This window comes from Rhodopseudomonas palustris, from assembly GCF_003031265.1.
Taxonomy (GTDB): domain Bacteria; phylum Pseudomonadota; class Alphaproteobacteria; order Rhizobiales; family Xanthobacteraceae; genus Rhodopseudomonas; species Rhodopseudomonas palustris_H.
Window position 1 is genome coordinate 1,044,949 of the sequence record NZ_CP019966.1, and the last position, 24,264, is coordinate 1,069,212.

Below are 24,264 nucleotides of genomic sequence, written 5' to 3' on the forward strand. Positions count from 1 at the left end.
GTCTGGTCTCGTGACGACCTGCGAACGGTCTGGTCGGGAAGGGGATGTGTGGGGTTTGCGGCCGCAAGGGGTGCCCTGTGCGGCGGGCGGCGTCAACCCGGATCATTTGCCGCCGCCGATCCAGGTCCGCGCCGCCTCTTCGGCCTTGGCGCGATCCTCGGGCGACATCTGCGCCAGCGTCTGGTCGAGTTGCAAGTCGCCCTTACCGGCGGTCTTGGCGACCAGGTGCCATTTCATCGCTTCGTTGATGTCGCGCGGCGCGCCCTGGCCGGAGACCAGCACGTGGGCGAGGCGATTCTGGGCGATCGGATTGTTGGCGCGCGCCGCCTTGCGCAGCAGCGCTACGGCGGCCGGCTCGTTTTTCGGAGTGCCGGTGCCGTTATAAAGCGCGATGGCGTATTCGACCTGGGCCGGGACGTTGCCGGCAAGCGCGGCTGCCTGCAGCAGCCGCACCGACTGCTCGATATTTTTTGTTACCCCGGTACCTTCTTTGTAGAAGGTCGCCAGCGCGTATTGGGCTTCCGGGTTGCCGGCGTCGGCCGCCATCCGCAGCAGTTCGGCCGCGCGCTTGACGTCCTGCGGGAAGGTCTGGCCGTCGAGGTAGAGCAGCGCCAGATTATAGGCCGCCTTCGGCTCGCCGAGCTTGGCGGCCTGCGCCAGCCATTTGGCGGCTTCCTCACGGTTCGGCGGGCCGCCGCGGCCGCCCATCCGCGCCATGGCGAGCGCAAACATCGCCTCGCGGTCGCCGAGGTCGGCAGCTTTCGAATACCACTCGACCGCCTTCTTGTAGTCGCGCTTGACGCCGAGGGCGTTGGCGTAAAGCTCGCCCAGCATGGTCATGGCTTTGGCGTCGTTATCGGCGGCGCGCTTCTGGGCCAGCTCGAACGCCGTCTTGTAAAAGCCGCGCTGATAGGCGCCGTACACCAGGTCGACATTGGGATCTTCGGCCGCGGCCGCGCCGCCGCCCTCGGGGGCAGCCTTGGCGTCGGGTTTGTCGGCCGGCTTCTTGGACTTGTCCTTCGCCTCGGTGGCGGGGGCCTTGGCCGGGGCCGGCGGCCGGGGCTTCGGCTTTTCCGGCTCCAGCGGCTTCGGGAACGGGTTGGGGCCGGACGGCGGCGACAGCGAGACTTGCGCCGCTGCGCCGGTGGCAAGCAGCAACGAAGCCGCAACAATCGCGAACGCGCGCAGCGCCTTCATCTTGGAATCCAATGTGTTATTGCCGGGGGGCGGCAGCGAAGCCTTGGCGCAGCGCTTCGCCGGCGTCCGCCAGCGCGGCCGTGGGAACGTCGGCGCTCCAGATGAAGTCGCCCACCAGCACGAAATCGGCACCTGCTGTGGCGAATTGATGGACTTCGTCGCGGCTGGTCGCATAGCCGACGCATGGCGGTTCGAACAGCTCGGCCCACCAGTCCAAACGCTCGGCAATCGCCTCGGCCGACGGCCGGGTGCCGTCGGCGCCGGGCTCGCCGAACAGCACGTAATCAGCGCCGGCTTCGCCGGCGATCATCGAATCATGGCGGGTTTCCAGCCCGCCGACGCCGGCAATCCGGGACGGCTGCAATTGCGGCAGCCATTCCTGCATATCCTTGAGGCCGGACAGATGCGCCCCATCGGCACCGCCGCGCGCCACCAGGTCGGCGTGGCCGTCGACCAGGAGAGCTGCGCCGCCTGCCTGCACCACCGGCGCCACCGCCTTGATCCGCGACGTCAGGGTCCGCGGATCGGACGGCTCCAGCCGCAGCAGCACCGCCGCGATATCGGCGGCGGCGAGCAGCTTCGGCAGAGCCGCGACCAGGGCGGCGGGATCGGCAGTTACCGGCGTCGCCAGATACAGGCGCGGCGCCGGACGCGATGGAGCAGGCTTGGCGTTCATACGGCTCAGGCGGCCTTCTTGGTTTCGAGCTCGGCGCTCCACTCGCCCTTGGCGGCGAGCGAGTTCATCCGGGCCCGGTGCGTGAACGCGGCCTGACCGGCCGCGACGTTTTCGGCCTTGCCCGACCACGCCTTCTGCGGCGCGGCCTGCAGGGCACGGCCGTACGAGAAGGTGAGGCCCCAGGGCAGGCCGCCGATCTTGTTCATGGCATCGAGATGCGCCGTCGCTTCTTCGTCCGACTGGCCGCCGGACAGGAAGGCGATGCCTGGAACTGCCGATGGCACGCAGGCCTTCAGCAGCTTCACGGTCTTCTCGGCGACTTCCTGCACCGAAGCCTTCTTAGCCGATTTCTTGCCGGGGACCGCCATATTCGGCTTCAGGATCATGCCTTCGAGGGCGACGCCCTGGAAGTAGAGTTGCTGGAAGGTTTCCTTCAGCACCCATTCGGTGACGTTGTAGCAGGTGTCGATGTCGTGGGCGCCGTCCATCAGCACCTCCGGCTCGACGATCGGCACGATCTGGGCCTGCTGGCACAGCGCTGCGTAGCGCGCCAGCGCATGGGCGTTGGTCATGATCGCGGTGTGGGTTGGCACGCCGCGGGCGGTGTCGATGTCGATCACGGCGCGCCACTTCGCGAAACGGGCGCCCTGCTTGTAGTACTTGGCCAGCCGCTCGGCGAGCTTGTCGAGGCCGACCGTGATGGTCTCGCCCGGGCAGTTCGGCAGCGGCTGGGTGCCCTCGTCGACCTTGATGCCGGGGATGCTGCCGGCCTGCTCGATCAGCTTCACCAGCGGAGTGCCGTCGGCGGCGTTCTGCCAGATCGTCTCGTCGTACAGGATCACGCCGGAGACGTAGTCGCTCATCGCTTCCTTGGAGCGGAACAGCATCTCGCGATAATCGCGGCGGTTGGTCTCGGTCGACTCCACCCCGATCACGTCGAACCGCTTCTTGATCGTCCCCGACGACTCGTCGGCAGCGAGAATGCCCTTGCCGGGCGCGACCATGGCGCGAGCGATCTGGTTCAAGTCAGCGAGGTTCATCGCGTCTCTCCTTTGGCTGTTCTTGTTGGTTTGGGAAGCCGTTCGGACAGGGTCTTAGACAATGCCGAGGAAGATGGCGAGGGCGCGATTGACCGCGGCCATGTCGCCAGTGGAGAGGCGGCTAGCGTCATCCCCGCGAAGGCGGGGGAACCAGTATTCCAGAGCGCTCGTGTTCGATCCGCCTTTCACTGCCATACTGGATCGCCCGCCTTCGCGGGCGATGACGAGAGAGAATGCGGTAGGGACGGGCGTGTCACTTCCCGTCGTCGCCCCAGACTTCGATCTGCATAACGGCGAGCTGCTCAAGGAGCTCTTGGTCTTCTGCACTCGCGTTGATGGCCGCACACGCCCGGCGAATTTCTGTCTTGATCTCTGGATCATTCAAGTCAGGGAGCGGCGGATCGGTCGGCCGCAGCCCAGGCGCCGTCATCGGCCGTGCGATCCGCACCACACTCCTGCTCGGAGTGTAGGTGCGAAACGCTGTATCTACAACCTGGGCGTTCTTCGAGACCGAGTGGGCTGAGCTGGGCCTACTTGACCCGCAGCACTTCCACGCCCGGCAGCGGCTTGCCTTCCATCCATTCCAGGAAGGCGCCGCCGGCTGTCGAGATGTAGGTGAAGTCGTCGGCGACGCCGGCGTGGTTGAGCGCCGCGACGGTGTCGCCGCCGCCCGCTACCGACACCAGCTTGCCGGCCTTGGTGCGCTTGGCGGCATGCTTGGCGGCTTCGACGGTGCCCTTGTCGAACGGCGTCAACTCGAACGCGCCGACCGGGCCGTTCCACACCAGGGTGGCTGCGTCGTCGATCGCGGCGTGGATGCGCTCGATCGAGCGCGGGCCGACGTCGAGGATCATGCTGTCCGGCGGGATCGCGTCGAGGCCGTAGGCGAACGACGGCGCGTTGGCCTCGAAGTGATAGGCCACGGTGGCGTCGACCGGGAGGATGATGGCGCAGTTGGCGGCTTCAGCCTTATCGAGGATGCGCAGCGCGGTCGGGGCCAGGTCCTTCTCGCACAGCGACTTGCCGACCTTGACGCCCTGGGCGTGCAGGAAGGTGTTGGCCATGCCGCCGCCGATCACCAGCGCCTGCACCTTGGTGACGAGGTTTTCGAGCAGGTCGATCTTGGTCGACACCTTGGCGCCGCCGACGATCGCGATCACCGGCTTCACCGGCGCTTCCAGCGCCTTGTTCAGCGCGACCAATTCGGCCTGCATGGTGCGGCCCGCATAGGCCGGCAGCTTGTGGCCGAGGCCTTCGGTGGTGGCGTGGGCGCGGTGCGCGGCCGAGAACGCGTCGTTGACCCAGATGTCGCCGAGCTCGGCGAGCTTGGCGACGAACGCCGGATCGTTCTTCTCTTCCTCGGGATGGAAACGGGTGTTTTCCAGGCACAGGATGTCGCCGTCGTTCATCGCGGCGATCGCCTTGGCGGCGGGCTCGCCGATGCAGTCATCAGCGAAGCCGACCGGCTTCTTGATGACGTCGGCCAGCGCGGCGGCGACCGGCTTGAGCGAGTTCTTGTCGTCGCGACCCTTCGGCCGGCCGAAATGCGCCAGCAGGATCACCTTGGCGCCCTTGCTCGACAGCTCGGTGATGGTCGGCATCACGCGCTCAAGCCGGGTGTTGTCGGTCACCTTGCCGGCGTCCATCGGCACGTTCAGATCGACGCGCAGCAGCACGCGCTTGCCCTTCACATCGACGTCGTCGAGGGTGCGGAATGTCTTTGTCATGATGAACCCGGTGCCTTGGGTGTCATCCTTCGAGACGCCTCGCTGCGCTCGGCTCCTCAGGATGAGGGAGGATGATGGGCGCACGAAGAACAGCTTCGGCGCGTCGAATGCGGCGCCTCATGGCAGAAGCGGGTGATACCCGAGCTTGGTCCACGAGGCGCCGTGTCGTCGTCGACTTCGCCGCTGAGCGGCTTAGTCGATTAGATCGAGACTTGGTCGATTAGATCAGCTTGCCCATCGCGACGGCGGTGTCGGCCATGCGGTTGGAGAAGCCCCACTCGTTGTCGTACCACGACATCACGCGCACCAGCGTGCCGTTCTGCACCTTGGTCTGGTCCATGTGGAAGGTGGACGAGTGCGGATCGTGGTTGAAGTCGATCGAGACGTTCGGCGCGTTAGTGTAGCCGAGGATGCCCTTCAGCTCCTGCTCGGCGGCGCGCTTGATCGCTTCGTTGATCTCTTCCTTGGTGGTGGCCTTCTTGGCGATGATCTTGAGGTCGACCACCGAGACGTTCGGGGTCGGCACGCGGATCGCGACGCCGTCCAGCTTGCCCTTCAGCTCGGGCAGCACCAGGCCGATCGCCTTGGCGGCGCCGGTCGAGGTCGGGATCATCGACATCGCCGCAGCGCGGCCGCGGTAGAGATCCTTGTGCATGGTGTCCAGCGTCGGCTGGTCGCCGGTGTAGGCATGGATCGTGGTCATGAAGCCGGTTTCGATGCCGACGGTGTCGTTGAGCACCTTGGCGACCGGAGCCAGGCAGTTCGTGGTGCACGAGCCGTTCGAAACCACCATGTGGTCCTTCGACAGGGTGGCGTGGTTGACGCCATACACGATGGTCGCGTCAGCGCCGTCCGACGGAGCCGAAACCAGAACGCGCTTGGCGCCGGCGGTCAGCAGCGCCGCGGCCTTATCGCGCGCGGTGAAGATGCCGGTGCATTCCAGCGCGATATCGACGCCGACTTCCTTGTACGGCAGCGCCGACGGATCCTTGATCGCCGTCACCTTGATCTTGCCGCGGCCGGCATCGATGGTGTCGCCGTCGACCTTGACCTCGTGCGGGAAGCGGCCGTGGACGGAGTCGAAGCGCAGCAGATGGGCATTGGTCTCGACCGGGCCGAGATCGTTGATCGCAACGACTTCGATATCCTTACGACCGGACTCGTAGATCGCCCGCATAACGTTGCGGCCGATGCGGCCAAACCCATTGATCGCGACCCGAACTGCCATCCAACTTCTCCTCGCTGCAGATGATTTTCAATTCTACGACGGGGCGCTCCCCGTACTCTTGCGCGGTTTCATGCCCAAAATACCGAGCGGTTGCAATCCGCTCGTTCATGATTCAGATCAAAGACTTACCGCAGGCGCGGCCCACCTGATGCGGTGAACTGCCGCGCCCGAAAAATTGCGCGATCCTTAATCGCCCGCGTGCGGGCGCCGCGATATTAGGCGGCGAGCCGACGCTTAGCGGCGTCCGCCACGGCCTCGGCGGTAATTCCGAAGTGCTTGTAAAGGTCCTTGGCCGGCGCGCTGGCGCCGAAGCCGGTCATGCCGACGAAGCCGCCGTCCGGACCGATCACCGCGTCCCAGCCGAACCGCACCGCGGCTTCGACCGCGACCTTGACCGGCGCATCGCCGATGATCGCGGCGCGGGTGGCGTCGTCCTGCGCCAGCAGCAGATCGAGCGACGGCACCGAGACGACGCGGGCGGCGACGCCCTGCACCTCGAGCAGCTTCTGCGCCGCGACGGCGATCTCGACCTCGGAGCCGGTGGCGAAGATCGACACCTGCGCCGTGCCCGGTGCCGGGATCAGCTCATAGCCGCCGGTGGCGCAGAGGTTGGCCTCGGAGGTCGCGGTGCGGACCTGAGCGAGGTTCTGCCGCGACAGCGCCAGCACGGTCGGCCCTTTGGTGTTCTCCAGCGCGAGCTGCCAGCATTCGGCGGTCTCGACCGCGTCGGCCGGGCGAAATACCCGCATGTTCGGCATCGCCCGCAACGCAGCGAGGTGTTCGACCGGCTGATGCGTCGGGCCGTCTTCGCCGAGCCCGATCGAATCGTGGGTCATGATGTAGACGACCGGCACATGTGACAGTGCCGCGACCCGCATCGACGGCCGCGCATAGTCGGTGAAGCACAGGAAGGTGCCGCCCGCGGGCGCGAACCCGCCGTGCAGCGCAAGGCCGTTCATCGCCGCCGCCATGCCCATCTCGCGGATGCCGTAGTGGATGTAGCGGCCGGAGAAATCGTCCGGTGTCACGTCCTTGGCCTGCTTGACGCGGGTGTTGTTGGAGGGCGTCAGGTCGGCGGAGCCGAGCAGCAGCTCGGGCACCACCGGCGTCAGCGCTTCCAGTGCCAGTTCGCTGGCCTTGCGGGTGGCGATGGTCTGCGGTTCGGCGACCAGTTTGTCCTTGAGCGTACGGATCGTATCCGCAATCGCCGCCGGCCGCTTACGGTCGATCACCCGGCGTTTGAAATCCTCGCGCTTGTCCGCCGGCAGCGCGTCGAACCGGGCCAGCCAGTCGGCGCGGGCGGAGGCGCCCTGCTTGCCGACATTGCGCCAGGCACCGAGCACGTCGTCCGGAATCTCGAACGGGCCGTAATCCCAGCCGAGCGCCTTTTTGGCGCCGGCAAGCTCTTCGGCTCCGAGCGGTTCGCCATGCGCCTTCGAGGTGCCGGCCTTATGCGGCGCGCCAAATCCGATCGTGGTCTTGCAGGCGATCATGGTCGGCCGGTCGGAGGCCTGGGCTTTGCGGATCGCGTCGGCGATCGCCTTGTGGTCGTGACCGTCGATCCGGAACGAATTCCAGCCATGCGCCTGGAAGCGCGCGACCTGGTCGACATTGTCGGTGAGCGACAGCGGCCCGTCGATCGAGATGCCGTTGTCGTCGTACAGGAAGATCAGCTTCGACAGCTTGAGGTGACCGGCGAGCGCGATCGCCTCGTGGCTGACGCCTTCCATCAGGTCGCCGTCCGAGCACAGCACGTAGGTGTAGTGATCGACGATGTCGCCGAACTCCGCCTGCAGCAGCCGCTCCGCCAGCGCCGTGCCGACCGAGGAGGCGATGCCCTGGCCGAGCGGGCCGGTGGTGGTCTCGACCGACGAAGTGATGCAGTTCTCGGGATGGCCGGGCGTCTTGGAGTCGAGCTGGCGGAAATTCTTGATCTGATCGAGCGTCAGCTCCTCGTTGCCGGTCAGATACAGCAGCGCATAGAGCAGCATCGAGCCGTGACCGGCCGACAGGATGAAACGGTCGCGGTCCGGCCAGTGCGGATCGGCGGCATCGAACTTCAGAAACTGCGACCACAGCACGGTCGCAACATCGGCGGCCCCCATCGGCAGGCCGGGATGGCCGGATTTGGCCTTCTCCACCGCATCCATCGCCAGCGCCCGGATTGCGTTTGCCATACGGGAATGATCGACCTGCGCCATGATGGATCTCGCCTGAAAATGAGGGTTGCGGTTGTTCCGGTAGAATCGGAACGTGCCCTGCCTCCATGGCAGGGCGATGAACAGAACAGATGGGGCTGGACAGCCGGGGAAGCCAGTTCGGCATAGCACCCGATACCGCTAGGGCCAACATTTCGCCCCGGAACCGGCCCTGCAGCGGGCGCTTTGCGGTGCATAGTTCAGCGGCAGCGTTGCGCTGGGCTTCTGCGCCACGTAAATTTCATGCTCTAAAGGCTTGTTCAATCGTGGCTTTTGTGGGGGTCCCCAGAGACCTTGGGTGTGGGAGCTTGCGAGGGGTCGCGCAACGAGCATGACGGATCGTCCTGCCCACGGTTCCATCGCTGCCGATCAGGCACCGGCCGAGATCGTTGCGGCGGCTCGCCGCCTCGCGGCGGCGCTCGAAGCGCTGGAAAGCGCGGTGGAACGGCGTGCCGAGGCCGACCGCGACGAGGACGAGCTGGCTTCGCGGATCCAGGCGCTCGGCGCCGATCGGTCGCGCCTCGCCGACGAACTCGACGGTGCGCTGGTGCGCAGCCGCAAGCTCGAGCGGGTCAACCGCGAGATCGCGCAGCGGCTCGACTCCGCCATCGACACCATTCGCCACGTGCTCGACACGGAAGCGGGCGATCCACAGCCGGCCGAGGAGGAGTCATGAGCTCGAGCGACTCCGCTGGATCCGCCAACCACGTCAGCGTCACCATCAACGGCCGGCAATACCGGATGGCCTGCGAGCCGGGCCAGGAGCCGCAACTGCTCGGGCTTGCTGAAAATCTCGAGACGCGGATTCAGAGCCTGCGCGGCCGGTTCGGCGAGATCGGCGATGCGCGCCTCACCGTGATGGCGGCGCTGATGATGGCCGATGAACTCCTCGATGCCCACGGCCGCATCGCCTCGCTGCAGCAGGAAGTCGATGCTTTGCGCAACGACCGCGCCGCTTCGCTCGATCGCACCGTGTCGACCAACCGCGCCGTCGCCGCCGCGCTCAACAGCGCCGCCGAACGCATCGAACGCACCACCCAGGTCCTCAACCGCACCATCGGCGGCGGCATCGCGATCGGGTAATTGTTACTCCGTCATTCCGGGGCACGCGCAGAGCGCGTGAACCCGGAATCCCGATATGTTGAAATGCCGGTTGCTCAACAGCTCCAGATTCCGGGTTCGCTCGCGTTCGCGATCGCCCCGGAATGACGCTTTGAACTACTACTTCCTGAACACCGCCACCAACTCGACATGCGGTGTGTACTTGAACTGATCGACCGGGATCACGCGTTCGAGTTTGTAGCCGCCATCGATCAGCAGTTTTGCGTCGCGGGCGAAGGTGGTGGCGTTGCAGGAGACCGCGAGTACCAGCGGCACCCGGCTGGCCGCGAGTTGCGTGGCCTGCGCCTGTGCGCCCTGGCGCGGGGGATCGAACAGCACCGCATCGAAGTCGCGGAGTTCGGGTGGTGCGAGCGGGCGACGGAACAGATCGCGCGCTTCGGCCTTCACCGGCTTCAGCCCCGGCGTCGCCGGCGCGGCCTTCTGTAGTGCCGCGACGGCCGGCGCGTCGCTGTCACAGGCGAACACCCGCGCCTTCTCGGCGAGGCGCAGCGCGAACGGGCCGACGCCGCAGAACAGATCTGCGACCTGCTTGGCGCGGCCGAGATTCGCCATCGCCAGCTCCGCGAGCGTCTGTTCGCCGAGCGCCGTCGCCTGCAGAAACGCACCCGGCGGCAAGGTCACCTTGGCCTTGCCGATCGCCACCACCGGCGGCCGCCGCAGCAGCACTAACTCACCGTGCCGCGTCAGCCGCGCGAGCTTGTGCTTATCGGCAAGCTGCGACAGCGAGGTGATCATCTTCGGCGGCAGCGGCCCGGAGCCGCGTACGTCGATATCGAGACCGTTCTCGGTGGCGGTGACTTGAATATCGAGCGGCTTGCCGACCGGCGTCAGCGCTTCGGCCAACGCCCAGGCCGCTTCCAGCGCGCCGCTCAGCGCCGGATCGAGGATCGGGCAGTGATCGATGGCGATGATGTCGTGGCTCGCGGTGGCGCTGAACCCGACCTTGAGGATGTCATGCGTGCCTCTGCGTGCATGCAGCGTGACGCGGCGGCGACCGGCGCCGTGGGCATCGATCAGGGGATCGACCGGAACGTCGATCCCCGCTTGCGCCAGCGTCTCGGTTACCAAGTTGCGCTTCCACGTCCGATATGGCTCGTCGCGCAAGTGCTGGATCGCGCAGCCGCCGCACACGCCGAAATGCGGACAGAACGGCGCCACCCGGTCGGGGCTGGGGACCTCGACGCGCAGCAGTTTGCGGCGGTCGGGATGGCCCTGTACCGGTTCGGCCTCGACGGTTTCGCCGGGCAGCGCAAACGGCACGTAAGTCGCGCCGCCTGGCGACAGGCTGACGCCGTCGCCGCGGTGGCCGAGCTGATCGATCGTCAGGGTCTGGATCATGGCGATGCGATAGTCCCCGGCCGGCAGGCCGTAAAGCCGGAAGTGATCAGGCGGCGACGGCCGCTGCCATTGCGTCGCGCGTCAGCCGGTGAAAACGCCACACCAGCAGCGCCGCATAGACGGTCAGGCCGATTGCCAACCCGATCCAGACACCGAACGGGCCGAGGTCGGTATGGAAGCCGAGCACCCAGCAGAACGGAAAGCCGATCAGCCAGAACCCGAGCACCGCGAACAGCAGCGGCACCTTGGTGTCATTGCGGCCGCGCAGCGCGCCGTTGGCGACGACCTGCAGGCCGTCGGCAATGAAGAAGCTCGCGCCGACGATCAGCAGCGCTGCGGTCAGCGTTGCGGTTTCGATCGAGGTGTCGGAATCGCCGAGGAACAGCTGCGGGATCTGATGCCGCGTCAACGCGACCAGCAGCGTCATCGCGGCCATGAAGATGAAGCCGAGGCCGATCGCCGCAAAGCCGGCGCGTCGCGCCGACGGCGGATCACCGCGGCCGACCGCATGGCCGACCCGCACCGTGGCTGCGACCGAGATTCCCATCGGCACCATGAACATGATCGCGGCGACCTGCAGAGCGATTTGATGCGCGGCGAGCGCGGTGGTGCCGAACTTGCCCATCAGCAGCGCCGCGGCGCCGAACACGCCGTATTCCAGCACGGAAGCGCCGGAGATCGGCAGGCCGAGCTGCAGCAGCCGGCGCATCAGCTCGCCGTCGAACCGAAACAGCTCGCCGAACACTTGGTACTTGCGGAACGGGCGCATCGTCACGCACACCACCGCGGCGGCGATGCACATCGCCCAGGATACGATCGTGGTGGCGAGGCCGGCGCCGAAGATCTCCAGCCGCGGCAGGCCGAACAAGCCATGGATCAGCACGTAAGCGAGGCCGAGATTGATTGGGATTGCGGTCAGCATGATCCACAGCGCCGGCTCGGGCCGGTTCACCGCGCCCATGAAGCCGCGCAGCGCGATGAACAGCCAGCCGGGCACCAGCGACCATGCCAGTCCGTCGAGATAATCGCCGGCGAGGCGCGAGGTCTCAGGATTCTGGCCGAGCGCGACCAGCAGCTCTTCGCCATAGAGCTGGCCGAGCGTGAGCGGCACGCCGGCGATCACACCCGCCCACAGCCCGACGCGCAGCGACGCACGCACCTGCCGCGGCGCGCGCGCGCCTAACGCCTGCGCCGCCAGCGGCGTTACTGCGGAGACCAGTCCAAGGCCCATCGTGAAGGTCGAGAACAGCACGATATGCGCGAGCGCAGCCGCGGCCACGGCGGTGTCGCCGAGCCGGCCGATCAGCGCCAGATCGGTGGTCATCATCGCGATCTGGCCGAGCTGCGTCATCGCCATCGGCCACGCGAGCCACAGCGTTTCGATCAGCTCTGTCCGCCACGCAGACGATTTCGCCGGCGCAAGCGCGCCGGCGGCGATGTTGGAACCAGGTACGGCCATGGCGCGCACCATAACCGAAGTTGCGGCCGGAGTAAGACTTTGGTTCCGGCCAAGACGTCGCGCCTTGAAGGCCCTTAGCCGCGCTTTGCACCGAGAAAGAATTCGACATTGCCGTCCCCGCCGGCGATCGAGGACGCAAAGACCTCGATGTCGCGGCAGCCGAGCGAGGCGGCGAGGGCGATCGCATCGTCGCACACCGCGCGATGCACCTTGGCGTCGCGCACGATGCCGCGCTTCGAGGGCGCCTCGAACTGCGGCTTGATCAGCGCCAGCAGACTCATCGGCGATGCGGCAAGCGACAGCGCCGCCGGCAGCACCTGCTTCAGCGAGATGAAGCTGGCGTCGATCACCACGACGTCCGGCCGCTGCGGCAGCCGCGTGCCCTCGAGCTTGCGGATGTCGGTCTCTTCCATCGAGACGATCTTGGGATGGCCGCGCAGCGAAGCGTGGAGCTGATCGCGGCCGACATCGACCGCGAACACCAGCGCGGCCCCATGCGCCAGCAGCACCTCGGTGAAGCCGCCGGTGGAGGAGCCGACGTCGAGGCAGACGTGATCCTCGATCTCGATCGGATAGCGCTCCAGTGCGCCGGCGAGCTTGACGCCGCCGCGCGATACCCAGGGATGCGCCGGCTGCGCTTCAAGCTGTGCGTCGAGCGCGATCGGTTCGGAGACCTTGGTGACCGGCTTGCCGTCCGCAACTACGAGCCCGGCCTCGATCGCCGCCTGCGCCCGCGCACGGCTATCGAACAGGCCGCGCTCGACCAGTACGATATCGGCGCGTTTGCGTGGCGTGGACTCCGGTGGCTTCGCCATGGTCAGCGCGCCCGATGCGGCCGCAGCCGCTCCGCCGCGATCCGGACGCAGGCGGTGAAGCTGTCGAGGTCGTGCCATGGATCGGCCGGCATCTGGCGCGGCGTCACCAGCGGCGCGCCGTGCAGGTCGAGGCAGTGGATCAGCATCAGATTGTCAGCGAGGCCGAAGTCTTCGACCGCAAGGCCATCGGCGCCGATCAGCAGGCCGTCGCGGCTCTCGACGGTTTCGAACTGCTTGACCCGCGCGACGTAGTTCGCCGGATCGTTCGAATAGCCGAGCACCAACTTGCCGCGTCCGGCCATGTAGCCGAGTTCGTACACCGTGCCGGCGTCGGCACTGGGACCGCGGAACGGCGTCAGATTGGCGATGATGGCGTCGGCTTCATTCATCATCGCTTCGTTGCCACGGAAGATCTGCAGCGACGCGTCGTGCGCCGCGAGCGCGACCGCATTGTCGAGCGGAAACAGCCCGGCAAAGCCGTGATCCGCGCACAGCTCGGCCTTGCGCCGGCCGATCTGCAGCGCATCGGGCAGAAACACATCGGGGCCGGCGAGGTAGATCTTCATGGGCGCCTAAAACAAAACGGCGACACGGTCGCCCGTGCCGCCGTCCTGATGAATTAGCGAAAGCAGCCGGATCAGGCCAGCTTCACGGTGTCGGCCTTGGCGTCCTTGCCGAGCACGTCGAACACCTTCTTGACGATCGCCTTGGCGTCGAGGCCGGCGCGGGCGTACATCGCCACCGGGTTGTCGTGATCCAGGAACACATCGGGAAGCACCAGCGCGCGCATCTTCACTTCGCCGTCGAGCATGCCGTGCTCGGCCAGCGTCTGCATCACGTGGCTGCCGAAGCCGCCGATCGAACCTTCTTCGATGGTGAGCAGCACTTCGTGATCGCGGGCGAGCTTCAGCACCAGCTCGACGTCGAGCGGCTTCATGAAGCGCGCGTCGGCGACGGTGGTGGAGAGGCCGAGGGTGGCGAGTTCGTCGGCAGCCTTCTCGGCTTCCGCGAGGCGGGTGCCGAACGACAGCAGCGCGACCTTGTTGCCCTGGCGGATGACGCGGCCCTTACCGATTTCCAGCGGAACGCCGACTTCCGGCATTTCGACGCCGCGGCCTTCGCCGCGCGGATAGCGTACCGCGCTCGGACGGTCGTTGATCGCCACCTGGGTGGCGACCATGTGCACCAGTTCGGCTTCGTCCGCCGCAGCCATGATCACCATGTTGGGCAGGCAGCCGAGATAGGCGTTGTCGAACGAACCGGCGTGGGTGGCGCCGTCGGCACCGACCAGGCCGGCGCGGTCGATCGCAAAGCGCACCGGCAGCTTCTGGATCGCGACATCGTGGACGATCTGGTCGTAGGCGCGCTGCAGGAAGGTCGAGTAGATCGCGCAGAACGGCTTGTAGCCCTCGGTGGCGAGGCCGGCCGCGAAGGTCACGGCATGCTGTTCGGCGATGCCGACGTCGAAGGTGCGCTTCGGGAAGGCCTTCTCGAAGATGTCGATGCCGGTGCCCGACGGCATCGCCGCGGTGATGCCGACGATCTTGTCGTCCTTCTGGGCTTCCTTGACGAGGCTCTGGCCGAATACGTTCTGGTAGGACGGGGCGTTCGACTTGGCCTTGGCCTGGGCGCCGGTGGCGATATCGAACTTGACCACCGCGTGATACTTGTCAGCCGCCGCTTCGGCCGGGCCGTAACCCTTGCCCTTTTGGGTGACGACGTGGATCATGAACGGGCCGGTGTCGGCGTCGCGGACGTTCTGCAGGATCGGCAGCAGGTGGTCCAGATTGTGACCATCGACCGGGCCGACGTAGTAGAAGCCGAGTTCTTCGAACAGGGTGCCGCCGCCCATCATGAAGCCGCGGGAATATTCCTCGGCGCGGGCGGCGCGGTCGGCGATCAGCTTGGGCAGGTGCTTGCCGATCTGCTTGCCGGCCTCGCGCAGCGACCGGTAGGTCTTGCCCGAATACAGCCGCGACAGATACGACGACATCGCGCCGACCGGCGGAGCGATCGACATGTTGTTGTCATTGAGGATCACGATCAGCCGCGAGTTCATCGCGCCGGCGTTGTTCATCGCCTCATAGGCCATACCGGCGGAGATCGAGCCGTCGCCGATTACCGCGATGACGTTGTTCTTGACGCCCGACAGCTCGCTGGCCACCGCCATGCCGAGGCCGGCCGAGATCGAGGTCGAGGAATGGCCGGCGCCGAACGGGTCGTGATCGCTCTCGGTGCGCTTGGTGAAGCCGGACAGGCCACCCGGCGTCCGCAGCGTGCGGATGCGGTCGCGGCGGCCGGTCAGGATCTTATGCGGGTAGGCCTGGTGGCCGACGTCCCAGATTAGGCGGTCGCGGGGGGTGTCGAAAACATAGTGCAGTGCGGTAGTCAGCTCGACTACGCCGAGACCGGCGCCGAAATGCCCGCCGGTGACCGATACCGCGTCGATCGTCTCCAATCGCAATTCGTCGGCGACCTGCCGAACCTGGTCGACCCGCAGCTTGCGCAGATCTTCCGGTGTACGAATGGTGTCGAGAAGCGGTGTTTTGCTAAATTCGGTCACGGCGATATTCCAGTCTTATAACTATAGGGTGGTGAGTCCCTCGACGAATGGTCCGAGTGTCCAGTCTGCGTGAGCCTCACCCGGCTCCCGCACTCCTACTTCAGGAGAAATCAACGATCGAAGCGTAGTGTGCGCTCCCGATCGTCGAAGTGACCTCGATCACTTATTGCGGCTGCACACGTCCACCGAACTTGACAGTGCCATCCCGGCGAGTGTCAAGCGCGGCGCATAAGCTCATACCTTTACACAAACCCGTCATTAAATCCAACCATCGGCCGCCCAAGGCTTGGTCAGGCTGCGTAAACTTTCGGCCAACAGGGTTGATGGGGGTAGTTTCGGAACTCCAGTGTTGCGCCGCAAACACGGTCGTGGCCGGACGGCGGCGCAAGCAATTACCTTTGCGGATGTCGGGGTTATTGCACGTCCAGCGGCTCGGTGCCGGTCGGAGCGCCCTGCGCGTCGGTGGTAATCTTGTCCACGCGGGCTTCGGCCTGCCGCAGCAGATCCTCGCAGCGGCGCTTCAAAGCTTCACCGCGTTCATAAATCGTGACCGACTCCTCGAGCGGCACCTTGCCGTCTTCGAGCCGCTTGACGATGGTCTCGAGTTCCTCGAGGGCGCGCTCGAAGCTGAGCTTCTTCACATCGGCGGTTGCGGCTTCGGCCATTTCGCATTCCCGGCTGCCCCGCGCTGGGGCGCGGCAGCATTGTTTTGGTTGTTGTTCTTGGTCGCCTGGCGGGGCGGCTGGTTCAAGCGCCCATCAGGGCGCCCACATGCGCAGCCACCGATTCACTCAGGCCCTGGAGGTCATATCCCCCCTCGAGCACCGAGACAATGCGGCCTCCGGCGGTCTGGGTTGCGACCTCCATCAGCCGTTCGGTGACCCAGCCGAAATCTTCGGCGCGCAGGTTCAGGCTGGCGAGCGGATCGCGGTAATGGGCGTCGAAACCGGCCGAAATCACGATCAATTCCGGCGAAAACCGCTTGAGCTGGGGCAGGATCAGCTGCTCGAACGCGAACCGGAACTCAGTCCCCCCATCTTCGGAAGCCAGGGGCGCGTTGACGATATTGTCATATTCGCCGCGCTCGCCCTGCGAGCCGGTACCCGGGAACAGGGGCATCTGGTGGGTCGAGCAATACATCACCGTTCGGTCGCCCCAGAAGATGTCCTGGGTGCCGTTACCGTGGTGGACGTCGAAATCCACCACCGCGGCGCGCTCGATGCCGTATTGGCGCTGGGCATAGCGCGCGGCGATCGCGGCATTGCCGAAAAAGCAGAACCCCATCGGCTTGGTGATTTCGGCATGGTGACCCGGCGGCCGGGTGGCGACGAAGGCGTTGGCGGCCTCGCCCTTCATCACTGCATCCACCGCGGCGACCGAACCGCCGACGCCGCGTAGCGCGGCTTCGAATGTGCCCGGCGACATCGAGGTGTCGCCGTCGACATAGACGATGCCGGTGGACGGCGACATGTGGCGCAGCTCGACGATGTGGTGATCGGTGTGGCACAGCGCGATGTGCTCGAGCGAGCCGATCGGCGACTCCGCGCGCGCCAGCGGTGCAAAGCGTTCTTCGCCCAGCGTCTTGTTGATGGCGGCGAGGCGCGCAGCGCGCTCAGGATGTCCTTCCGGCGTGTGATGGTCGAGGCACGCGGAATGGGTCAGAAAAAGCGTGGTCATTCAGAAGTGCCCGGGCGCCGATCTGTGTCTGTATTATATTCGAATGAATGTAGTTACTCGCTGCGGCGAGCGAAAGGGCCGCTTAAGGCTTAGAGTGATTTCCAGCGACAGGGACACTGCTCCGCTCGAAGAAAACACATCAAAACAAACAACTAGAGCTCGCTCAATTCAAGCGCGTCACCCGGTCGGTCGGCGGCGGCGCCACCGGACTGTGGGTCTTGAAATAGGCGAACAGCGCGTCGACGTCGTACACGCCGGTTTGCAGTGCAACACCGTCCTTGAACACGGTGAAGCCGTCGCCGCCTGCCGCCAGATAGGCGTTCAGCGTCACCCGGTAGGCGCGGTTCGGATCGATCGGCGCTCCGTTCAACGTCATCCTGTCCGACGGAATTCTCGCACCCGAGACGCCCGCTGCATCCCAGGCGAAGTGAAAGCCCTTCGACACCTGCAGAATTCGCGGCCGCGCCGGCTCCGCCCATTGCTGTTCGAGCGCCGCCTTGAGCTGAGCCCCGGTCAGCGTCATCGTCACCAGCTGATTGCGGAACGGCTGCGCGGCGAACACTTGGCCGAACGTGACTGCTCCGCCTTCGCCGCCGAGAATATCGGAGCGGACGCCGCCCGGGTTGGTCAGCGCGATCTCGGCGCCGCCTTTGTCTTTATCCGATGTCGCGGCGAGCTGGGCATCGGCCACCACGTCGCCCAGCACGCTCTCGCCCGCCGCATTCGGCATCCGCGACAGCGCCGATGTCACCGAACCCGCCGGCCTCGCCGCGATCGGGCCGGCCAGTTTGTCGTAGGCGGCGATCAGTGCGGTCTGCGCCGGATCCTTGGCCAGCGCGTCGGTCCGGACGATCGTGTTATTGGCCGCCGCGCTGATCACGTCGCGGGTGGTGGGATCGAGCTTGAGGTCGATCGCAGTGACGATGGTGCCGTATTTGTCGCCGCTGGTGACGAGGCGGCCGTCGATCCGGCAGGTGTAGGCGCGGTGAGTATGACCGCTGATTACCACGTCGACGGCGCGGTCGAGCTTGTTGACGATCTCGACGATCGGGCCGGAGATCCCCGGGCATTCGTTGTAGTCGCCGGTCGGAAAACCACCTTCATGGATTAGCACCACGATCGCCTCGACGCCCTTGGCCTTCAGCTCCGGGATCAGGGCGTTGACGGTCTCGGCCTCGTCCCTGAACGACAGGCCGGCGACACCCGGCGGTGACACCATGTTGGGTGTGTTCTTCAGCGTCAGCCCGATGAACGCCACCGGCACGCCGCCGAACTTGCGGATTGCGTAGGGAGGAAACACCGTCTTGCCGGTCGCGGTCTCGACCGTGGAGGCGGCCAGATAGTTAAACGCCGCGCCCTTGAACGGATGCGGCCCCTGGCAGCCGTCGACCGGATGGCAGCCGCCGTTCTGCATCCGGAGCAGCTCGGTCTTGCCCTCGTCGAATTCATGATTGCCGACCGAGGACAGCGCCAGACCCATCAGCGACAGCGACTCGATGGTCGGCTCGTCGTGAAACATCGCGGACAGAAACGGGCTGGCGCCGATCAGGTCGCCTGCCGCAACGAAGATCGCGTTGGGATGATCCTTGCGCAGCGCTTTGACCAGCGTTGCCATATGTTCGGCGCCGCCGGCGGGGACGTGAATCTTCTTGGTCCGATCGGCCGGGTCGTCGATCGCGATGCCGCCGGGCGGCGGCTGCAGATTGCCGTGGAAATCGTTGATCGCCAGAATCCGCAGATCGACCGGCGGAGGCAGCAATTCGGCCGCGCGCGGGGCGGATACGGATGCGACAGTGAGCGCGGCGGCGGTGGCGAGCAGGGGCAGGCGAGAGCGGAGCTTGATCATCGGCGATCCGAGCAGAGCTTTTTCACGCTTCGCATCGCCTGCCGCGCGCGCGAATGCAAGTGGCGTCGGTTTGCCGCAGGACGACGCGAATGCGCCGCCGAATACCAACCTTGCCGACGTGCCGATTGAACTTCACGGCGGCGCGGCGTTACTGATGGCACTCAATCGCGCGACGGACCGCGAGTCGCGATGCTCGTACAAGACCGGGGATGACGCATGAAGAGGTTTTCGTTCGCTGGGCCCGCAGCCGTTGTTATCGGTGCGATGGCGTTCGCCGGCACGATGTCGTTCGCCGTCGCGCAACAGCCGCGGGGAGGCGAACGGCCTCAACCGCGCCTTTCCGATCTGATGCAGGGCGCGCAGGTCGCGCACATCAAGCTGTGGTACGCCGGCAAGGCGGGCAATTGGGGGCTTGCGACTTACGAGACCAAGCAGCTCAAGGCGAGGCTCGAAGATGCCGCCCAGCTCTATCAGAGCCTGCCGGTCAACGACGTCACCACCATGGCCAAGCCGCTCGATGCGGTGTCGGCGGCGATCGCCGCCAAGGACGCCCGCGAATTCGCCCGGGCCTATGATGACCTCACCGCCGGCTGCAATTCGTGCCACCGCGAGCTCAAGCTCGGCTTCGTCCATCTGCGGACGCCGGCGTCGAACCCGTTCAGCGATCAGAATTTCGCGCCCGGGAAAAAGTAATCGGTCCGGCTGCGGCGCCCGCCGGGTGCCACAGCCGCAGCCGTCATCTCACCCCTTCTTCCGCTGAAAGAAGCGCATGAAGGCGTTGACGGCTTCGGGCGACTTCATCCGCTCGCCGAACAGATGCGTTTCCTGATCGATCCGCCGGGTGATCTCATCGGGCGCCAGCCGCAGCAGCTTGCGCGAGATCGCCACCGCTTCGGCCGGCAGCGCGCAGATTTCCCGCGCGGCTTTCTTGGCTTCCATTTCGGTCTGCCCGGGCGCCACCACGACGTTGACAAAGCCGGCGACGCGGGCGTTTTCGGCCGTCATGGTGTGGCCCATCACCAGCGTGGCGAACGCGCGCTGATAACCCATGGTGCGCGGCATCAGCAGGCTGGACGCGCCCTCCGGCACCAGCCCGAGTTGGATGAACGGCGTCGAGAACGTCGCCGTGGTCGAGGCCAGCACGTAGTCGCAGTGAAACAGCATCGTGGTGCCGATGCCGATCGCAATGCCGTCGACGGCCGCGATGATCGGCTTCACGTTGTGAGCCAGCGAATACAGAAACTTGGTGGCGTTGGTGACGCGCGCCGCGCCGCTGGTATCGGTTCCGGCTTTGAGGAAATCGTCGAGATCGTTGCCGGCCGTGAACACGCCGGAGCCGCCGGTGATGATCAGGCAACGGATGCTGGGATTGTTCTGCGCGGTGTCGATCGCGTGACTCATCTCGCGATACATGTCCTGCGTCAGCGCGTTCTTCTTTTCCGGCCGGCGCATGGTGATCACGCGCGTGCCGTCCTCATCCGTGACGATCAGATGCTCCGTCATGGCATTTCCCCCGTAAGACCCGGCGTCCCCGCCTCAAGCGGAGCGCTCCTCGGCACGCACAGTATCACGTTCGTTCGTGACGTCAGCTGACGGCCCGCCGTCCGCGATGAATTTCTGTCGAAGCTCACGCCCAACGCGATGTGCACAAAATAAAGGGTGGCTGCAATGCAGCCACCCCGGAGTTCTTCGTAAGCCGAAGGATCAACTTAAGCGGTCAGCACCGCCTCGGCACCGGCCACCGAAGCGGCGCTGTCGACCACGCTGCGCTCCAGCGCAGGGGCCTGCACCGCGACGGTCTCGGCGAAGAACCGCGCCAGCGCCACGTAGCGCGACGGATCGTTGATGCCCTCGAGATCGCGCGCCGCGAGCGCTTCTGCCGCCAGCGCGCAGCCGCCCAGCGTGGCGCCGAACAGTCGCAGATAGGGAGTGGCACCGGCGAGCGCATCGTTGGTGGCGCTGCCGAGTTTGTCGAGCAGATAGCGGCTGGTGCGGTCGAGCGCTTCCAGCGCCTCGCGCAGTCGCAGGCCGGTGAGGCCGAAGCCCGGATCGTTCGACGCTTCGACATCCTTGACGATCAGCGTCAGCTCGTCGAGCAGCGCGAACACCGAGGCGCCGCCGCTCGTGCCGAGCTTGCGGGTGACGAGGTCGATCGCCTGGATGCCGTTGGTGCCTTCGTAGATCGGCGCAATCCGCGCGTCGCGATAGTGCTGCGCGGCGCCGGTCTCTTCGATGAAGCCCATGCCGCCATGGATCTGCACGCCGAGCGAGGCGACTTCGATGCCGATGTCGGTGGAAAACGCCTTGGCGATCGGCGTCAGCAGCGCGCCACGCGCCGCCGCGGAGGCCTTGACCTTCGGATCGGTGCTGCGCGCCGCAATGTCGAGCGCCACCGCGGTCGAGTAGCAAATCGTACGCGCGGCGCCGATCAGCGCGCGCATCGTCAGCAGCGTGCGCTTGACGTCGGGGTGCTTGATGATCGGATCCGAGCCCGGGCCGGCGCTGCCCACCGCGCGGCCTTGCTTGCGCTCCTGCGCATAGGCCAGCGCCTGCTGATAGGCGCGGTCGGCAATGCCGACGCCTTCGAGGCCGACCGCGAGACGGGCCTGGTTCATCATCGTGAACATGCACTGCATGCCGCGGTTTTCTTCGCCGATCAGATAGCCGATTGCGCCGCCGTGATCGCCCATCGTCATGGTGCAGGTCGGCGAGGCGTGGATGCCGAGCTTGTGCTCGACGCCGCTCGGATAGATGTCGTTGCGGACACCCAGCGAGCCGTCGGCGTTGACCAGGAATTTCGGCACCAGGAACAGCGAGATGCCTTTGGTGCCGGCCGGCGCATCCGGCAGCCGCGCGAGCACGAAATGCACGATGTTATCGGTCATGTCGTGGTCGCCGTAGGTGATGAAGATCTTGCTGCCGAAGATCTTGTAGCTGCCGTCGGCAGCGCGCTCGGCGCGGGTGCGCAGCGCGCCGACATCGGAGCCGGCCTGCGGCTCGGTGAGCTGCATCGTGCCGGTCCACTCGCCGGCGATCAGCTTGCCGAGATAGACCTGCTTCAGCGCGTCGCTGCCGTGCGTATGCAGGGCGTCGATCGCCGACAGGGTCAGCAGCGGGCACAGCCCGAACGCCATATTGGACGACGCCCAGATCTCGGTGCAGGCGGCGTTGACCGCCATCGGCAGCCCCTGGCCGCCGAAATCCTCCGGTCCCGACACCGCATTCCAGCCGGCGGCGATCCAGCGCTGATAGGCGTCCGGCCAGCCCGGCGCGGTGGTGACCTTGCCATGCTCCAGCTTGATGCCGTGCTTGTCGCCGACCCGGTTCAGCGGCGCCAGGATGTCGCTGGCGAACTTGCCCGCCTCGTCCAGGACTTGCGCAGTGATCTCGCTGTCGTAGTCGCCAAAATGGCCGGCGGCGACGGCGGCCTGCAGTCCTGCACCGTGGTTCAGGGAAAGAAGGATGTCGTCGATCGGAGCGCGATAGGTCATGTTGAAGTCCCGGCTGACGGAAGGAATGCCGGCCTTTTTCCACGAAAACCCATTCCCCTCAACCGTCCGTCGCGTCGCGCCGGCTCTGCAGCCGGGCCGCCCACACCCGGCGCACGACGCTTTCGGCGGTTGAAATGCCGCTTGGGTGTCGATAGACCGGCGGAGCCGAAGCGAATCCGCCATCCGGCCGCCCCAGCGCGGTCCGGAACCGGCTGTTGGGGCGTAGCCAAGCGGTAAGGCAGGGGATTTTGATTCCCCCATGCGGAGGTTCGATCCCTCCCGCCCCAGCCAGAATACCCTATCTTATTGATAGTATTGGAGTAAATTTCCGAGCTGGGGGGCTGATGCACAGCCCTGCGACACACCGCTGCTACACTAGGGTGTCGTACGACCGTGGCTTTCCACATTTTTCGCCGCCGAGCCACCTACTATTGGAGGCGTCGCAGGCCGCTCCAGCTTGCCAGTTTTTGGGCTCCCTCGCATATTCTAGTGAGCCTGCGCACAACCGCGTTGCCATCGGCACGTCGGTTGGCGGTGGCGCTTGATGCAAAGCTTGAGGACGCAGTGATGCTCGCCGAAAGTGCCGATCCAACGCTTTCGAAATCCCAGATCGATGCCATGCTTCGGACGGTCGTGGATCGGCATCTAACGAAGCTCGATAGGGTCGCGTTGGTCGCCAAGGGGTTCACGGGCTTCGATCCAGATCAAGCCCGTCGCGACGATAGGAGAGCTTTCTGGACCTACTCGCTCCTCGATGCCAGCGGTCCCTACGCCGAGGTCACGGATAGCGATCATGTCCGTATGGTGGATGACGGCCTATGTGATGCTGATATCGAGGCGGTGAAGCGTCACCTGAAGATGCTGAAGGACAACGGGCTCGTCCCGACCAAACAGCATATTCTTCGGGGATTGATTGAAGGCGTTGCGGCCAAAGCGGTCTCGACAGTGTCGTAGATAAGCCAGGAGATGGTGTTCGACGCGCACGAGCGCGCCTTCGCGTTCTTCAAGAACTATGCACGCGCGGTATGCACCGCGTCCAGAGGAGAAGAGCTACGACGAGTCGCACGCCTGGCTGGTCGACAAGTGCGTCGCCTACGCCAAGAGCCGCGCACATCTCGCCACGATCTGGAGGCGTTCGAGTACGAGCGGTCGCACCTCATTCCGTATCGAGGCCAGTTCGACGGCTTTCATCCGCTGCCGACCGTCGATCTCGTCAACCGGCTGGAAGCCGAGACCCGCTCCGGACGCCGACGAGGCTCGCCGACTATCTCACCCACCTCAACTTTGTCATGCTGGATGAACTCGGCTATCTGACGTTACCCAGGCCGGTCGCCAACTCCTGTTCCACGTCATCAGCGGGTTCTACGAGCGAACCTTGATCATCGTAACTTCCAATTGGCCTTCGGCGGATGGCCGAAGGCGTTCGGCGATCCAAAGAAGACCACGGCATGCTCGACCGCCTAACGCACCACTGCGATCTCATCGAACCCGGCAACGACAGCTGGCACTTCAAAAGCCGCGCCTGAACTCACCCTGTTGATCCGAGCGCCGACGCCGCAAGCCTCGGCCAGCTACACCGGCGCGCACCAGCTTACCAGAGGGGCCCTCTCGGACGATCATTGACACACGGATCGAAGCTATGCTCCGGACGGTCCTCAGCCGACATCTGACGAAGCTTGATACGTTTGCGTTGATCGCACAGGGTTCGCCGGAACTATCAAGCTCGTCGCGATGATCGGCGTTCTGGACTTACACGCATCCTCGATGCCTACTGCCCCTGAGCCAACGTTGCGCCTAAAGCTGCGCTCGTATGGCCGAAGATGGCCTATGCGATGGATGACGACATTTGTGATCACCGGGGTCAAAGTGACGAGATTGCCAAGAGAG

At 65.6% G+C, this 24,264-nt stretch carries 22 protein-coding genes, 1 tRNA gene and 2 pseudogenes; 8 read left to right on the forward strand and 17 right to left on the reverse strand.

Annotated elements, in window-relative coordinates:
- Positions 1 to 102: 102 nt before the first annotated feature.
- From RPPS3_RS04855 to tkt, 7 genes are all read right to left on the reverse strand, one after another.
- On the reverse strand, positions 103 to 1,197 hold the full coding sequence (locus RPPS3_RS04855; RefSeq protein ID WP_107346438.1) for a tetratricopeptide repeat protein: 1,095 nt from the start codon (positions 1,195 to 1,197) through the stop codon (positions 103 to 105).
- 16 nt (positions 1,198 to 1,213) lie between these two features.
- Positions 1,214 to 1,873, reverse strand: coding sequence for a thiamine phosphate synthase (locus RPPS3_RS04860; protein WP_107343090.1), 660 nt, complete (start codon positions 1,871 to 1,873; stop codon positions 1,214 to 1,216).
- A 5-nt stretch (positions 1,874 to 1,878) separates the two neighbouring features.
- Positions 1,879 to 2,913 (reverse strand): class I fructose-bisphosphate aldolase, encoded by a 1,035-nt coding sequence (locus tag RPPS3_RS04865; protein ID WP_107343091.1) that lies wholly within the window; start codon positions 2,911 to 2,913, stop codon positions 1,879 to 1,881.
- Positions 2,914 to 3,166: 253 nt separating this feature from the next.
- Entirely contained in the window at positions 3,167 to 3,361 is a 195-nt protein-coding gene (locus tag RPPS3_RS04870; protein WP_159060642.1) for an antitoxin MazE-like protein, read from the reverse strand.
- Between the two features lie 82 nt (positions 3,362 to 3,443).
- A complete protein-coding gene (locus tag RPPS3_RS04875) occupies positions 3,444 to 4,640 on the reverse strand; it encodes a phosphoglycerate kinase (RefSeq protein WP_107343093.1) in 1,197 nt (398 codons plus the stop codon).
- A 220-nt stretch (positions 4,641 to 4,860) separates the two neighbouring features.
- Positions 4,861 to 5,868, reverse strand: coding sequence for a type I glyceraldehyde-3-phosphate dehydrogenase (gene gap / locus RPPS3_RS04880; protein ID WP_107343094.1), 1,008 nt, complete (start codon positions 5,866 to 5,868; stop codon positions 4,861 to 4,863).
- Between the two features lie 215 nt (positions 5,869 to 6,083).
- Positions 6,084 to 8,069, reverse strand: coding sequence for a transketolase (tkt, locus tag RPPS3_RS04885; protein ID WP_107343095.1), 1,986 nt, complete (start codon positions 8,067 to 8,069; stop codon positions 6,084 to 6,086).
- 328 nt (positions 8,070 to 8,397) lie between these two features.
- On the opposite strand from tkt, the gene RPPS3_RS04890 reads away from it, so the two are divergent.
- Together RPPS3_RS04890 and RPPS3_RS04895 are read left to right on the forward strand one after the other, a co-directional pair.
- The gene (locus RPPS3_RS04890) at positions 8,398 to 8,742 is read left to right on the forward strand and encodes a DUF4164 domain-containing protein (protein WP_107343096.1); all 345 of its coding nucleotides are present in this window, start codon (positions 8,398 to 8,400) and stop codon (positions 8,740 to 8,742) included.
- Positions 8,739 to 9,149, forward strand: coding sequence for a cell division protein ZapA (locus RPPS3_RS04895; RefSeq protein WP_107343097.1), 411 nt, complete (start codon positions 8,739 to 8,741; stop codon positions 9,147 to 9,149). Before RPPS3_RS04890 ends, RPPS3_RS04895 begins: the two co-directional genes overlap by 4 nt.
- A 138-nt stretch (positions 9,150 to 9,287) precedes the next feature.
- On the opposite strand, the gene RPPS3_RS04900 is transcribed toward RPPS3_RS04895, so the two are convergent.
- The 8 genes from RPPS3_RS04900 to RPPS3_RS04935 form a co-directional block, all read right to left on the reverse strand.
- The gene (locus tag RPPS3_RS04900) at positions 9,288 to 10,526 is read right to left on the reverse strand and encodes a class I SAM-dependent RNA methyltransferase (RefSeq protein ID WP_107343098.1); all 1,239 of its coding nucleotides are present in this window, start codon (positions 10,524 to 10,526) and stop codon (positions 9,288 to 9,290) included.
- Between the two features lie 46 nt (positions 10,527 to 10,572).
- On the reverse strand, positions 10,573 to 11,997 hold the full coding sequence (locus RPPS3_RS04905; protein ID WP_107343099.1) for an MATE family efflux transporter: 1,425 nt from the start codon (positions 11,995 to 11,997) through the stop codon (positions 10,573 to 10,575).
- A gap of 62 nt (positions 11,998 to 12,059) precedes the next feature.
- Complete coding sequence (locus RPPS3_RS04910; RefSeq protein ID WP_107343100.1) at positions 12,060 to 12,800, reverse strand: TlyA family RNA methyltransferase; 741 nt, start codon at positions 12,798 to 12,800, stop codon at positions 12,060 to 12,062.
- A gap of 2 nt (positions 12,801 to 12,802) precedes the next feature.
- A complete protein-coding gene (locus RPPS3_RS04915; RefSeq protein ID WP_107343101.1) occupies positions 12,803 to 13,366 on the reverse strand; it encodes a nucleoside 2-deoxyribosyltransferase in 564 nt (187 codons plus the stop codon).
- Positions 13,367 to 13,437: 71 nt separating this feature from the next.
- On the reverse strand, positions 13,438 to 15,363 hold the full coding sequence (gene dxs, locus RPPS3_RS04920) for a 1-deoxy-D-xylulose-5-phosphate synthase (RefSeq protein ID WP_107343102.1): 1,926 nt from the start codon (positions 15,361 to 15,363) through the stop codon (positions 13,438 to 13,440).
- Positions 15,364 to 15,776: 413 nt separating this feature from the next.
- Positions 15,777 to 16,028: an exodeoxyribonuclease VII small subunit gene (locus RPPS3_RS04925; RefSeq protein ID WP_107343103.1), complete on the reverse strand. Its 252-nt coding sequence runs from the start codon at positions 16,026 to 16,028 to the stop codon at positions 15,777 to 15,779.
- An 82-nt stretch (positions 16,029 to 16,110) separates the two neighbouring features.
- The gene (locus RPPS3_RS04930) at positions 16,111 to 17,040 is read right to left on the reverse strand and encodes a histone deacetylase family protein (protein ID WP_107343104.1); all 930 of its coding nucleotides are present in this window, start codon (positions 17,038 to 17,040) and stop codon (positions 16,111 to 16,113) included.
- A gap of 163 nt (positions 17,041 to 17,203) precedes the next feature.
- A complete protein-coding gene (locus RPPS3_RS04935; RefSeq protein WP_107346439.1) occupies positions 17,204 to 18,886 on the reverse strand; it encodes a bifunctional metallophosphatase/5'-nucleotidase in 1,683 nt (560 codons plus the stop codon).
- Between RPPS3_RS04935 and RPPS3_RS24425 the strand changes: the two genes are divergently transcribed.
- Both RPPS3_RS24425 and RPPS3_RS04940 read left to right on the forward strand, forming a co-directional pair.
- Complete coding sequence (locus RPPS3_RS24425; RefSeq protein ID WP_159060643.1) at positions 18,879 to 19,106, forward strand: hypothetical protein; 228 nt, start codon at positions 18,879 to 18,881, stop codon at positions 19,104 to 19,106. The genes RPPS3_RS04935 and RPPS3_RS24425 overlap by 8 nt on opposite strands.
- Complete coding sequence (locus RPPS3_RS04940) at positions 19,103 to 19,579, forward strand: hypothetical protein (RefSeq protein ID WP_107343105.1); 477 nt, start codon at positions 19,103 to 19,105, stop codon at positions 19,577 to 19,579. Before RPPS3_RS24425 ends, RPPS3_RS04940 begins: the two co-directional genes overlap by 4 nt.
- Positions 19,580 to 19,627: 48 nt before the next feature.
- Here the strand turns inward: RPPS3_RS04940 and RPPS3_RS04945 are convergent, their stop codons facing one another.
- Both RPPS3_RS04945 and RPPS3_RS04950 read right to left on the reverse strand, forming a co-directional pair.
- Positions 19,628 to 20,389: an enoyl-CoA hydratase-related protein gene (locus tag RPPS3_RS04945; protein WP_107343106.1), complete on the reverse strand. Its 762-nt coding sequence runs from the start codon at positions 20,387 to 20,389 to the stop codon at positions 19,628 to 19,630.
- Positions 20,390 to 20,595: 206 nt separating this feature from the next.
- Positions 20,596 to 22,377 (reverse strand): acyl-CoA dehydrogenase, encoded by a 1,782-nt coding sequence (locus tag RPPS3_RS04950; protein WP_159060644.1) that lies wholly within the window; start codon positions 22,375 to 22,377, stop codon positions 20,596 to 20,598.
- Between the two features lie 216 nt (positions 22,378 to 22,593).
- On the opposite strand from RPPS3_RS04950, the gene RPPS3_RS04955 reads away from it, so the two are divergent.
- The 4 genes and pseudogenes from RPPS3_RS04955 to RPPS3_RS04965 all read left to right on the forward strand — a co-directional run.
- Positions 22,594 to 22,668 (forward strand) — tRNA-Gln (locus tag RPPS3_RS04955).
- A gap of 102 nt (positions 22,669 to 22,770) precedes the next feature.
- Positions 22,771 to 22,935: pseudogene (locus RPPS3_RS24875) on the forward strand (DUF6538 domain-containing protein); the annotation flags it as partial.
- A gap of 9 nt (positions 22,936 to 22,944) precedes the next feature.
- A complete protein-coding gene (locus RPPS3_RS04960) occupies positions 22,945 to 23,331 on the forward strand; it encodes a hypothetical protein (protein WP_159060645.1) in 387 nt (128 codons plus the stop codon).
- Positions 23,332 to 23,580: 249 nt separating this feature from the next.
- Positions 23,581 to 23,903, forward strand: a pseudogene (locus RPPS3_RS04965) (ATP-binding protein); the annotation flags it as partial.
- Between the last annotated feature and the right edge of the window lie 361 nt (positions 23,904 to 24,264).